Below are 12,230 nucleotides of genomic sequence, written 5' to 3'. Positions count from 1 at the left end.
AGTGCAGACGCTATCCGTAGCGGGCCCCGGCCCGCACAATAGATGCGATGCCGGAATACGAATTTGTCGACGTGTACGTACCGCGGGGTGTCTCCCGCAAGGACGCCACACGTCTGCTGACGGACCATGCCGAGTACGGACACTGGGAGTTGGACCGACTGAGTCTCATGCGCGACGGCAGCCGCAGGGTGCGGTTGCGCCGGCGGATCATCCGCCAGGTGCGTGCCACGTGGTGAGACAGCACGAACGGAGCGGGCCCCGCCGAGGCGGGGCCCGCTCCGTTTCACGCGGTACGTCCTAGACAGAGTTCACGCGGAATGCCCTAGGCCAAAGCCCGCGCCTTGCGGTAGAGCACCGCGCCCGCCAGCAGCGCCCCTGCGCCCACCGGGATGGCCAGCCCGATCGGCAGGTCGCTGCCGGTCTGTGCGAGCTGCGCGCTGCCCAGGGGCTGGGTGACCGTCTGGGTGCCGGGGTGGTTGCCGCCGCCCGGTCCCCTGCCGTGCGCTCCGGGCGGAGTGGCCGGGAAGCCGGGGTGGCCGGGCTCCACCGGGTCGCCGGGGTGGCCCGGAGTGCCGGGCTGCGCCGGGGTGCCGGGCTGTTCCGGTGATCCGGGCGGGGTGTGCTGCCCGCCGCCGGAGCCGCTGCCGCAGCCGTTGCCCATGGCGGGGTTGCCGATGCCGATGACGTCGACGCTGTTGCCGCAGGCGTTCACCGGGACGTCGATCGGCGCCTCGACGTGGTTGCCCGAGCCCACGCCGGGTGAGCCAACGGCGTGACCGCCGGCGTGCGAGCCCCCCGAGCCCCCGGAACCGGAGCCTCCTGAGCCGCCGTGACCGCCGCCGTGTCCCGTGGAGCCGCCCGAGCCGCGGGCCCCGCCGCGGGCCCCGCCGGGGGCCCCGCCGGGGGCCCCGCCGGGGGCCCCGCCGGGGGCCCCGCTGCCGCCGCCCTTGTTGGCGCAGCTGTTGCCCATCGCGGGGTTGAGGACCCCGACGACGTTCACGGTATTGCCGCACGCGTTCACCGGTGCGTGCACCGGCACCGACACCGTGTTGCCCGACAGTACGCCGGGAGAGTTCGCGCTTGTTCCGCTCGCGCCCGCGTCCGCGTGCGCAGCGCCTCCTGCGGCGGCGATCACGCCGGTCGCGGCCGCCACTGTCATCAGGCCCTTGCGGGTGACTTGTCGCATGTACCTAATCCCTGCTTTCGACCTTGTCTCGAAATTCCGCTGTATCGCGGTTCCTTTTCTTTTCGAAAAGGCCGGTCGGCCCCGGAGCGCATGGCGTGCACTCCGGGGCCAACGGGCTCATCCCTGTTAACTAAGGGCGAGGCAGAACGTCACTTGTTGATGCAGGTGTTGCCGAAGGCGGGGTTCAGCAGGCCGATCACGGAGACCGTGTTGCCGCAGACGTTCACCGGGACGTGAACGGGAACCTGCACGACATTGCCGGACAGCACACCCGGGGAGCCCACAGCGGCACCCTGCGCACCCGCATCGGCGACGGCAAGGCCCGCACCCGCGAGAACCAGGCCACCAGTGGCAGCCGCAGCGGCGACGACCTTCTTGATCATTGTTCCTCCTTATTGGCAATGCGACCCCAAGTAGCGGATCGCATCACCTGTAACGAGGAGGGAGTAATGGGGATACGAGCTTATGAGACCATTCACTCTTCTCGGCCAATTTCGCACGCCCGGCCGAATAACCACGTCAACACGCGTCGGCTCCATCACCACGCGTCGGCCGGCATCGGCTCACCTCAGCTCGCGTCGATGAATCGGTCGAGAACCCGAACGCCGAACTTCAGGCCGTCCACGGGCACCCGCTCGTCGACACCGTGGAACATCCCGGCGAAGTCCAGCTCCGGGGGCAGCTTGAGCGGCGCGAAGCCGAAGCCGCGAATGCCGAGCTCGTCGAAGGACTTGGCGTCGGTGCCGCCGGAGAGCATGTAGGGGATCGCCTTGGCGGCCGGGTCCTCGGCGACCAGCGCGGACTGCATGGCGTCCACGAGCGCACCGTCGAAGGTGGTCTCGACGGCCTTGTCGGAGTGCACGTCCTCGCGCCTGACCTTGGGGCCGAGGATCTTGTCGAGGTCGGCGAGGAACTCCTCCTCGAATCCGGGCAGGAAGCGCCCGTCGACGTGCGCGGTGGCCTCGCCCGGGATGACGTTGACCTTGTAGCCGGCGCCGAGCTGGGTGGGATTGGCGGTGTTGCTGAGGGTCGCGCCGATGAGCTTGGCGATGCCGCCGAGCCGGGCGAGCGTGCCCTCCATGTCCTCCGGGTCCAGCTCGGTGCCGAGCGCGTCGCCGAGTTCGTCGAGGAAGGCCCGGGTGGTCTTGGTGACCCGCACCGGGAACTTGTGCCGGCCGAGGCGCGCGACCGCCTCCGACAGTTCGGTGATGGCGTTGTCCCGGTGGATCATCGAGCCGTGTCCGGCGGTGCCGGCCACGGTCAGCTTCATCCAGTGCATGCCCTTCTCGGCCGTCTGGATCAGGTAGAGCCGGCGCTGTTCGTTCACGGTGAAGGAGAAGCCGCCCACCTCGCTGATCGCCTCGGTCACGCCCTCGAACAGGTCCGGGTGGTGGTCGACGAGGTGCCGGGCGCCGAACTTTCCACCCGCCTCCTCGTCGGCGAGGAACGCGAGGACGATGTCCCGGGGCGGCCTGCGGCCGCTGCGCAGCCGGTCGCGGACGACCGCCAGGGTCATCGCGTCCATGTCCTTCATGTCGACCGCGCCCCGGCCCCACACACAGCCGTCGGCGACCTCGCCGGAGAACGGGTCGTGGGTCCAGTCCTGCGCGTTGGCCGGTACGACGTCGAGGTGGCCGTGGATCAGCAGGGCGGGCCGGGACGGGTCCTCGCCCGCGATCCGGGCCACCGTGGAGGCGCGGCCCGGGTGCGACTCGAAGATCTGCGGGTCGAGCCCCACCTCGGCGAGCTTCTCCGCGACCCACTCGGCTGCCTTGCGCTCGCCCGGGCCGGAGTGGTCGCCGTAGTTGCTGGTGTCGAACCGGATCAGCTCGCGGCAGAGGTCCACGACCTCGTCCTCGCCGGTGACGCCCCTGGCCGTGTCCGTGTCGCTCACGCTGTTCCTCCCGCTGTCACTGCTGGTGGTTGCCCTCATCCTCTCCCCGTGACCCGGTCGGCCCCAAGACCGGGCCCGGCCCGTCACACGCCGTTCACGCGCGCCCCCGGGAGGGGACGGGGGGTGATCGGGCCCTCTCGAAAGCCTGGTAATGTTTCCTTCGTCGCCGCGAGGGAAACCCCGCACGACAGACACCTTGTCCGGGTGGCGGAATGGCAGACGCGCTAGCTTGAGGTGCTAGTGCCCTTTATCGGGCGTGGGGGTTCAAGTCCCCCCTCGGACACCAGCCGAATCCCCTCGGCCGCTCAGGCGGCCGGGGGGATTCGTCGTGTACGGCCCCTTGTTCGCTGTATGTGGGGCATCTCTCGCTCGCTGTAAAGATCACCAGGTCAAAGGCGCGCGGCCGGTCTGGATCGCCCCCCGAACGGCGTTGCCGGCTCGCCGTTTCGATGGCGCGACCCTAGGTTCGTACTAAAATTTCCGGCTTGTTACGAGCTGGAGCCGGACAACCCCAGGCAGACCTGCGGGCCCGCCAGCGCCCCGGAGGCCCCGGGATCGAGACGCGAGGACCGATGGCAGCCATAGACGAGAGCAGCGCTCTCGGCCTGCTCAACGAAGAGTTCAGCGCAGAGATCCGCGCACAGTTCGGGGACACCGCCCGTTTCTCCGGGGGTCCCGCGGCCTCCCCGCGCACCCTCGTCGACGTGTTCGACGCGTCCGTGCGGTCCTACCCCGACGAGCTCGCCCTGGACGACGGGACGACCCGGCTCACCTACCGCGCCCTGGCCGTCGAGGTCGAGCGGCTGCGGCTGCGGCTCGCCGAGGCCGGGGTCGGGCTGGGCGACCGGGTGGGCGTCCGGGTGCCGTCCGGGACCAATGACCTCTACGTCGCGATCCTCGCCGTGCTCGCCGCAGGTGCCGCCTACGTTCCCGTCGACGCCGAGGACCCCGACGAGCGGGCCGAGCTGGTGTTCGGGGAGGCCGAGGTGCGGGCCGTGCTAGGCGCCGGGCACGACTTGACCGTCAACGGGCGCGGTGAGGCCCCCGCCGCCCGGCCCGGCATCCAGCACGACGCGTGGATCATCTTCACCTCGGGCTCCACCGGCAAACCCAAGGGCGTGGCGGTCTCGCACCGCAGCGCCGCCGCCTTCGTGGACGCCGAGGCCGCGCTGTTCCTCACCGAGGACCCCATCGGTCCCGGTGACAGGGTCATGGCGGGGCTGTCGGTCGCCTTCGACGCGTCCTGCGAGGAGATGTGGCTGGCCTGGCGGTACGGGGCCTGTCTGGTGCCGGTGCCGCGTTCGCAGGTCCGCAGCGGGGCCGATCTCGGGCCCTGGCTGGTCGAGCAGGAGATCACCGTGGTCTCCACGGTGCCGACGCTGGCCGCGCTGTGGGAGCCCGAGACCCTCAACGACGTACGGCTGCTGATCTTCGGCGGTGAGGCCTGTCCGCCCGAGCTGACACAGCGCCTGGTGACGGAGGGGCGTGAGGTGTGGAACACCTACGGGCCCACCGAGGCCACCGTGGTGGCCTGTGCGTCGCTGATGAGCGGCGAGGAGCCGATCCGGATCGGGCTGCCGCTGAACGGCTGGGAGCTGGCCGTCGTCGACGAGGCCGGGGATCCCGTGCCGATGGGCGCGAGCGGACAGCTGGTGATCGGCGGCGTCGGGCTCGCCCGGTACCTGGACGCCGAGAAGGACGCGGAGAAGTACGCGCCGCTGAAGTCGCTGGGCTGGGAGCGGGCGTACCGCAGCGGTGACCTCGTGAAGGCGGAACCCGAGGGGCTCGTCTTCCTCGGGCGGGCCGACGAGCAGATCAAGCTCGGTGGCCGGCGCATCGAGCTCGGTGAGGTCGACGCGGCGCTCCAGGCGTTGCCGGGGGTCGCGGGAGCGGCCGCCGCCGTGCGCACGGCCCGCAGCGGCAACCAGCTCCTCGTCGGGTACGTCGTCACGCAGGACGGCTGGGACCAGGCGGCGGCCGTGGAGAAACTGCGGGCCGAACTGCCCGCCGCGCTGGTGCCGTTGCTCGCCCCCGTCGAGGACCTGCCGACGCGGACCTCCGGCAAGGTGGACCGCAACGCGCTGCCGTGGCCCCTGGAGGGGCTCGAATCCGCGGGTCCGGCGGAGGAGTTGTACGGCACCGAGGCCTGGCTCGCCGAGCAGTGGGCGGAAGTCCTCGGCATCCCGGTCTCCAGCGCCCGCGACGACTTCTTCGCGATCGGCGGCAGCAGCCTGGCCGCCGCCCAGTTGACCACCCGGCTGCGCACCCGCTACCCGAGCGCGGCCGTCCTCGACATCTACCAGCAGCCCACCCTGCGCAAGCTGGCCCGGCACCTGGAGAAGTCCGCGCAGGACGACGGGGCGGCACGGGTGATCGCTCCGGTGCCGGTCAGGGCCCAGGTGCTCCAGCTCCTCGTCCTGATCCCCCTGTTCACGCTGACGGGGCTGCGCTGGCTGCTGCCGCTGGCCGCCGTCGGGAACCTCCTGCCCTCCTACGGCTGGCTGCCGTCCGCCTCCTGGTGGCTGGTCGGAGCCGGTGCCCTGCTGCTGTACAGCCCGCCCGGACGGCTCGCGATCGCCGCGGGCGGGGCCCGGCTGCTGCTGCGAGGCGTACAGCCCGGCCGCTACCCGCGCGGTGGCAGCGTCCACCTGCGGCTGTGGACCGCCGAGCGGCTCGCCGAGTACACCGGGGCGACCTCGCTGACCGGCTCCTGGCTGGAGCGGTACGCGCGGGCGCTGGGCGCCAGGATCGGCCCGGACGTGGACCTGCACTCGCTGCCGCCGGTCACCGGCATGCTCAAGCTGGGCCGGGGCGCCGCCGTGGAGTCCGAGGTGGACCTGTCCGGCTGGTGGCTGGACGGCGACCGGCTGGAGATCGGCCAGGTCAAGGTGGGCGGGCACGCGGTCGTCGGCACGCGCAGCATCCTGTTCCCGGGCGCCCGGGTCGGCAAGCGGGCCGAGGTGGCGCCGGGTTCGGCGGTCACCGGGCAGATCCCGACCGGGCAGCGCTGGGCGGGCGCGCCGGCGGTCAAGCTCGGCAAGGCCAAGCGGAACTGGCCGAAGGAGCGGCCTGCGCGGGGGACGTACTGGCGGGTGATGTACGGCCTGACCGGCTTCTCCATGAGCATGCTCCCGGTGCTGGCGGGCGGCGCGGCCTTCCTGGTCGCCCGGCCGTTCCTGGCCGCGTTCGCGCCCCTGAAGGGTGCCTTCCTCGCCCTCGTCCCGGCCACGCTCGCCTTCGGGCTGGCCTTCGCGCTGCTGCTCCTGGTCGCCGTACGGCTGCTGAGCCTGGGGCTGCGCGAGGGGACGTATCCGACGCACAGCCGGGTCGGGTGGCAGGCGTGGACCGTGACGCAGCTGATGGACCGCTCGCGCGAGACGCTGTTCCCGCTGTACGCCGGGCTGGTCACGCCGGTGTGGCTGCGGCTGCTCGGGATGCGGATCGGGCGGGGCGCCGAGGTGTCGACCGTGCTGGCGCTGCCGAGCCTGACCACGGTCGGCGAGGGCGCGTTCCTCGCCGACGACACGCTGACCGCGCCGTACGAGCTGGGGGGCGGCTGGGTCAGGATCGGGCGCGCCGAGATCGGGCGGCGGGCGTTCCTCGGGAACTCGGGGATGACCGCGCCGGGGCGGAGCGTGCCGGACGGCGGGCTGGTCGGGGTGCTCTCGGCGACGCCGAAGAAGGCGAAGAAGGGCACGTCGTATCTCGGGCTGCCGCCGGTGAAGCTGCCGCGCAGCGCGGCCGACAGCGACCAGAGCCGGACGTACGAGCCCTCGGCGGGGCTGCTGTGGGCGCGCGGGCTGGTGGAGCTGTGCCGGATCGTGCCCGTGTTCTGCTCGGCCGGGCTGCTCGTGCTGACGATCGCCGCGCTGAGCGTGCTGGGGCCGTGGGCCTGGCTCCTGGCCGGGGTCGTGCTGCTCGCGGCCGGTGCGGTGGCCGGGCTGGTGTCGGTGGTCGCCAAGTGGGCGCTCGTGGGGCGGCACCGCAGTGGGGAGCACCCGCTGTGGAGCGGCTTCGTGTGGCGCAACGAGCTCGCGGACACCTTCGTCGAGGTGCTGGCGGTGCCGTGGCTGGCGGGTGCCGTGCCCGGTACGCCGGTGATGACGGCATGGCTGCGCGGGCTCGGCGCGAGGATCGGCAGGGGTGTCTGGGTGGAGAGCTACTGGCTGCCGGAGACCGACCTGGTGGAGCTGGGGGACGCGGCGACCGTGAACCGCGGCTGTGTGCTCCAGACCCACCTCTTCCACGACCGGATCTTGCGGACGGATACTGTGGTGCTCCGTGAGGGTGCCACGCTGGGCCCTGGCGGGATCGTGCTGCCCGGCAGCACGATCGGGGCCCGCACCACGCTGGGCCCCGCGTCGCTCGTCATGGCCGCGGAGTCCGTCCCGGACGACACCCGCTGGCTCGGCAACCCGATCGAGGCATGGCGGCCCTGAACGCGGGCCACTCGGAGTCGGTGGGCGGTGTACCGGCGGATCCGAGTGGCAACGCGGCGCAGGGAGCGGAAGCGGCAGTGGCAGTTCAGCAGGCGGCGGGTTCGGACCCGTACTTCCCGGACCACGGTGACGCCCGGTACCGGGTGCACCGCTACGAGCTCGCGCTGGACTACCGCCCCGCCCCGAACCGGCTGGCCGGGAGCGCCCGGATCAACGCCATCGCGGGGCGTTCACCGCTCGCCGAGTTCATGCTCAACCTGTCCGACTTCAAGATCGGGCGGGTACGGGTGGACGGCCGGCCGGCGCACTACACGCACCGGGGCGGGAAGCTCAGGGTCCGGCCCGCGAAGCCGGTGCGGCCCGGAGCCGCGTTCACGGTCGAGGTCCATTGGTCGGGCAACCCCAAGCCGGTGCACAGCCCTTGGGGCGGGCTGGGCTGGGAGGAGCTGGAGGACGGGGCGCTGGTGGCGAGCCAGCCCGTCGGGGCGCCGTCCTGGTATCCGTGCAACGACCGGCCCGCGGACAAGGCGTCGTACCAGATCTCGATCACCACGCCCTCCGCCTACGCGGTCGTGGCGGGCGGGCGGCTGCTGACCCGTACGACCAAGGCGTCCACGACGACCTGGGTGTACGAGCAGGCCGCGCCCACCTCCAGCTATCTCGTCGGGCTGTCGATCGGCAAGTACCAGACGGTGCTGCTCGGTGACCCGGGGCCGGGCGGGGTGCCGCAGCACGGGCACATCCCGGCGCATCTACTGCCGGAGTTCTCGCGGGACTTCGCACGGCAGCCGCAGATGATGGAGCTGTTCCAGGAGCTGTTCGGGCCGTATCCGTTCGACGAGTACGCGGTCGTCGTCACGGAGGAGGAGCTCGATGTGCCCGTCGAGGCCCAGGGGTTGTCGCTGTTCGGCGCCAACCACGTGGACGGCGCCCGGGGTTGGGAGCGGCTGGTGGCGCACGAGCTGGCGCACCAGTGGTTCGGCAACAGCGTGTCCATCGCAGACTGGCGGCACATCTGGCTGAACGAGGGGTTCGCAAAATACGCCGAGTGGCTGTGGTCGGAGCGCTCGGGGGGCCGTACGGCCCAGCAACTGGCCGCTGCCGCGCACCGGTTGCTGTCCTCGCTGCCCCAGGACCTGCGGCTGGCCGACCCGGGCCGCAAGTCGATGTTCGACGACCGGCTCTACGAGCGTGGCGGGCTCGCCGTGCACGCGCTGCGCTGCGCCATGGGCGACGAGGCGTTCTTCCGGATGCTGCGCGGCTGGGCCGGGCTGCACCGGGGCGGGGCCGTGACCACCTCGACGTTCACGGCCCACGTCAACCGGTTCGCGGACGAGTCGCTGAACGGACTCTTCGACGCGTGGGTGTACGGCGTGGCGCTGCCGCCGCTGCCGACGCCGATCCCGGCGCGGCCGACGCACCCGCCGACCAACACCGGCAGGGTGCAGCCGTGACCCGACGTGTCTCGCGGCAACGGCCCGGTTGCCCTTGCGGTCTTCGGGAGCCGTACGACAGTTGTTGCGGCCGCTTCCACCGGGGCGAGTCGGCGGCGCCCACCGCCGAAGCGCTCATGCGCTCGCGCTACAGCGCCTTCGTGAAGCTGGAGCGGGACTACCTGCTGCGCACCTGGCACCCGCGGACCCGTCCCGGCTCGCTGGACCTCGACCCGGCCATGCGCTGGACCGGCCTCGAGATCCTGGACACGACCGGCGGTTCGGCCTTCCACGGCTCCGGGACGGTGACGTTCCGCGCCTCGTTCAAGGGCGGCTCCCTGCACGAGCGCAGCCGTTTCGAGCGGGTCGACGGAGCCTGGGTGTACGTCGACGGGGAGTTCCTCGGCTGAACTACGGCGCGAGGATGTCGAGTTCCTGAAGGGCGCCCTCCGCGATCTCGCGGGTCAGCTCCTCCGCGTGGCCCGCGTCGCCCGCGCGGATCGCCTCGGCGAGCCGGACATGGAGGGTGACGGCGGCCGGGTCGGGGTCCTCGAACATGACCTCGTGGCGGGTGCGGCCGGTGAGGACCTCGGCGACGACGTCACCGAGGCGGGCGAACATCTCGTTGCCGGAGGCGTTGAGGATCACCCGGTGGAAGGCGATGTCGTGGAGGAGGTAGCCCTCCAGCCGGTGGCCTTTTGAGTTGGCGACCATGCCGAGCGCGCACTCGGTGAGTTCGGCGCACTGTTCGGCGGTCGCGCGCTTGGCGGCGAGGCCCGCCGCCACCGGCTCGATCGCCGAGCGCAGCACGGTCAGTGAACGCAGCTGCTGCGGACGGTCGGCGCCGGCCAGCCGCCAGCGGATGACCTGGGGGTCGTAGACGTTCCACTCGGCCTTGGGGCGGACCGTCACGCCCACGCGGCGGCGGGACTCGACCAGGTGCATGGACTCCAGGACCCGGACCGCCTCGCGCATCACGGAGCGTGAGACGTCGAAACGCTGGGCGAGCTCGTCGGTACGCAGAACACTGCCCGGCGGGTACTCGCCCGCGGTGATCGCGGGTCCGAGGGCCTCCAGTACGCGTCCGTGCAGCCCCCGGCCCAATGTGCTCATGCACTCAGAGTACGGGGCGCGTCACACCCAGAAAAAGTCAGACTTATTCATCACAGGGTCTTGAATTTGTCGTATGTAATCGGCTTCAGTTGCGTCGACATCGGATGTCGAGGGCGACAACAGACAGTGAGGCAGCGATGAGTACCCCGAAGGTCGTCGTGGTCATGGGCGTCGCGGGCACCGGCAAGACCACCATCGGTCCCCTGCTCGCGGCCCGGCTCGGCGTCCCCTACGCCGAGGGCGACGACTTCCACCCCCCGGCCAACATCGCCAAGATGTCGGCCGGAACTGCGCTCACCGACGACGACCGGTGGCCGTGGCTGGACGCCATCGGCTCCTGGGCGCACGGGCGGGCGGGACTCGGCGGGGTGGTCAGCTGCTCGGCTCTGAAGCGGTCGTACCGCGACCGGCTGCGGGGCGAGGCGCCCGGGGTCGTCTTCGTGCACCTGGCGGGCGACCGCTCCCTCATCGAGGACCGGATGTCGCACCGGCAGGGGCACTTCATGCCCACCGCGCTCCTCGACTCGCAGTTCGCCACGCTCCAGCCCCTCCAGGAGGACGAGGCCGGGGTCGTGGTGGACGTGTCCGGCGGTCCGGAGGAGATCACCGGCCGGGCCGCGAAGGCGCTCGCCGAACTCCCGTAACACCGTTTTTCACTTGCGCAACACCCCTGTCCCCCGCATCACCCCTCTCCCCGCATCACCCCTTTCCGAAGAATGTCCCCGTACCTGCAAGGGAACCCCCGTGACCAGACTCAGCGTCGAGATGCTGGCAGCGGACGCACCGGAGCCGATCACCTCGGCCGGTCACGCTCAGCTGGGCATCGCCGTCCTGGTGGGCATCGCCGTCATCGTGCTGCTCATCACCAAGTTCAAGCTCCACGCGTTCCTGTCGCTGACCCTGGGCACGCTCGTGCTCGGCGCGGTCGCCGGAGCGCCGCTCGACAAGGCCATCCTCAGCTTCACCACCGGACTCGGCACCACGGTCGCCGGCGTCGGCGTGCTGATCGCCCTCGGCGCGATCCTCGGCAAGATGCTCGCCGACTCGGGCGGGGCCGACCAGATCGTCGACACCATCCTCGCGAAGGCGGGCGGCCGGTCGATGCCGTGGGCGATGGTCCTGATCGCCTCCGTCATCGGGCTGCCGCTGTTCTTCGAGGTCGGCGTCGTGCTGCTGATCCCGGTCGTGCTGATGGTCGCCAAGCGCGGCAACTACTCCCTGATGCGGATCGGCATCCCGGCCCTCGCGGGTCTGTCCGTGATGCACGGACTGGTGCCGCCGCACCCCGGCCCGCTGGTGGCGATCGACGCGGTGCAGGCCAACCTTGGAGTGACCCTCGCGCTCGGCGTGCTGGTCGCCATCCCGACGGTGATCGTCGCGGGGCCGCTGTTCTCGAAGGTCGCGGCCCGCTGGGTGGACGTCCCCGCGCCCGACCGGATGATCCCGCAGCGTGCCTCGGAGGAACTGGACAAGCGCCCCGCCTTCGGCCCCACGCTCGCCACGATCCTCCTCCCGGTCGTCCTGATGCTCTCCAAGGCGCTGGTCGACATCGTGATCGACGACCCCGACCACACCGTGCAGCGCGTCTTCGACGTCGTCGGCTCGCCGCTGATCGCCCTGCTGGCCTCGGTCCTCGTGGGCATCTTCACGCTCCTGCGCCCCGCCGGCTTCGGCAAGGACCGCCTCACCCCGCTCGTCGAGAAGGGCCTCGCGCCGATCGCGGGCATCCTGCTGATCGTCGGCGCGGGCGGCGGCTTCAAGCAGACCCTGATCGACTCCGGTGTGGGTCAGATGGTCCTGGACATCTCCAAGGACTGGTCGATACCGGCGCTGCTGCTGGCCTGGCTGATAGCGGTGGCGATCCGTCTGGCCACGGGCTCGGCGACGGTGGCCACGGTCTCCGCGGCCGGCCTGGTGGCCCCGCTCGCCGCCGACATGTCGACCGCCCACACGGCCCTGCTCGTCCTCGCCATCGGCGCCGGCTCGCTCTTCTTCAGCCATGTCAACGACGCCGGTTTCTGGCTGGTCAAGGAGTACTTCGGTCTGAGCGTCGGTCAGACCGTCAAGACCTGGTCGATCATGGAGACGATCATCTCCGTGGTGGCGGGCGGTCTGGTGCTGCTGCTGTCGCTGGTCCTCTAGGGGTACGACCACGAGGGCACCCG

Annotated in this window: 10 protein-coding genes and 1 tRNA gene; 7 read left to right on the top strand and 4 right to left on the bottom strand. The window is 71.4% G+C overall.

The features are described 5' to 3' along the window. Positions 1–47: 47 nt before the first annotated feature. Positions 48–236 carry a DUF5703 family protein gene (locus RKD20_RS35260; protein WP_007380901.1) on the top strand — a complete coding sequence of 63 codons (189 nt, stop codon included), beginning with the start codon at positions 48–50 and terminating at the stop codon, positions 234–236. An 86-nt stretch (positions 237–322) separates the two neighbouring features. Here the strand turns inward: RKD20_RS35260 and RKD20_RS35255 are convergent, their stop codons facing one another. The 3 genes from RKD20_RS35255 to RKD20_RS35245 form a co-directional block, all read right to left on the bottom strand. Further along, entirely contained in the window at positions 323–1,186 is an 864-nt protein-coding gene (locus RKD20_RS35255) for a chaplin (protein ID WP_424881242.1), read from the bottom strand. A gap of 149 nt (positions 1,187–1,335) precedes the next feature. Beyond that, positions 1,336–1,569 (bottom strand): chaplin ChpH, encoded by a 234-nt coding sequence (gene chpH, locus RKD20_RS35250; protein WP_007380902.1) that lies wholly within the window; start codon positions 1,567–1,569, stop codon positions 1,336–1,338. A 185-nt stretch (positions 1,570–1,754) separates the two neighbouring features. Continuing rightward, positions 1,755–3,080, bottom strand: a complete 1,326-nt coding sequence (locus RKD20_RS35245; RefSeq protein WP_007380903.1) for a M20/M25/M40 family metallo-hydrolase — start codon at positions 3,078–3,080, stop codon at positions 1,755–1,757. 198 nt (positions 3,081–3,278) lie between these two features. On the opposite strand from RKD20_RS35245, the gene RKD20_RS35240 reads away from it, so the two are divergent. The 4 genes from RKD20_RS35240 to RKD20_RS35225 all read left to right on the top strand — a co-directional run bounded on the left by RKD20_RS35240 (position 3,279) and on the right by RKD20_RS35225 (position 9,362). Then, a tRNA-Leu gene (locus tag RKD20_RS35240) sits at positions 3,279–3,366 on the top strand. Between the two features lie 286 nt (positions 3,367–3,652). Continuing rightward, positions 3,653–7,519: a Pls/PosA family non-ribosomal peptide synthetase gene (locus RKD20_RS35235; RefSeq protein WP_424881241.1), complete on the top strand. Its 3,867-nt coding sequence runs from the start codon at positions 3,653–3,655 to the stop codon at positions 7,517–7,519. A gap of 77 nt (positions 7,520–7,596) precedes the next feature. Beyond that, on the top strand, positions 7,597–8,973 hold the full coding sequence (locus tag RKD20_RS35230) for a M1 family metallopeptidase (protein WP_424881240.1): 1,377 nt from the start codon (positions 7,597–7,599) through the stop codon (positions 8,971–8,973). Then, positions 8,970–9,362 (top strand): YchJ family protein, encoded by a 393-nt coding sequence (locus tag RKD20_RS35225; RefSeq protein ID WP_424881239.1) that lies wholly within the window; start codon positions 8,970–8,972, stop codon positions 9,360–9,362. The genes RKD20_RS35230 and RKD20_RS35225 overlap by 4 nt, the downstream gene beginning before the upstream one ends. A 1-nt stretch (position 9,363) precedes the next feature. On the opposite strand, the gene RKD20_RS35220 is transcribed toward RKD20_RS35225, so the two are convergent. Beyond that, positions 9,364–10,065, bottom strand: coding sequence for a FadR/GntR family transcriptional regulator (locus tag RKD20_RS35220; protein WP_424881238.1), 702 nt, complete (start codon positions 10,063–10,065; stop codon positions 9,364–9,366). Between the two features lie 137 nt (positions 10,066–10,202). Here RKD20_RS35220 and RKD20_RS35215 point away from each other — a divergent pair, with 137 nt between their 5' ends. Next, positions 10,203–10,709 (top strand): gluconokinase, encoded by a 507-nt coding sequence (locus tag RKD20_RS35215; protein ID WP_424881237.1) that lies wholly within the window; start codon positions 10,203–10,205, stop codon positions 10,707–10,709. A 100-nt stretch (positions 10,710–10,809) separates the two neighbouring features. Continuing rightward, entirely contained in the window at positions 10,810–12,207 is a 1,398-nt protein-coding gene (locus tag RKD20_RS35210; protein WP_424881236.1) for a GntP family permease, read from the top strand. Positions 12,208–12,230 lie beyond the last annotated feature (23 nt).

It is taken from the genome of Streptomyces sp. SLBN-8D4, from assembly GCF_049739545.1.
Taxonomy (GTDB): Bacteria; Actinomycetota; Actinomycetes; order Streptomycetales; family Streptomycetaceae; genus Streptomyces; species Streptomyces canus_C.
This window is presented reverse-complemented; position numbering and strand designations above follow the sequence as displayed.

Coding starts and splice junctions, on each gene's coding strand:
- RKD20_RS35260 (WP_007380901.1), top strand. CDS start 48: ATGCCGGAATACGAATTTGTCGACGTGTACGTACCGCGGGGTGTCTCC.
- RKD20_RS35255 (WP_424881242.1), bottom strand. CDS start 1,186: ATGCGACAAGTCACCCGCAAGGGCCTGATGACAGTGGCGGCCGCGACC.
- chpH (WP_007380902.1), bottom strand. CDS start 1,569: ATGATCAAGAAGGTCGTCGCCGCTGCGGCTGCCACTGGTGGCCTGGTT.
- RKD20_RS35235 (WP_424881241.1), top strand. CDS start 3,653: ATGGCAGCCATAGACGAGAGCAGCGCTCTCGGCCTGCTCAACGAAGAG.
- RKD20_RS35220 (WP_424881238.1), bottom strand. CDS start 10,065: ATGAGCACATTGGGCCGGGGGCTGCACGGACGCGTACTGGAGGCCCTC.
- RKD20_RS35215 (WP_424881237.1), top strand. CDS start 10,203: ATGAGTACCCCGAAGGTCGTCGTGGTCATGGGCGTCGCGGGCACCGGC.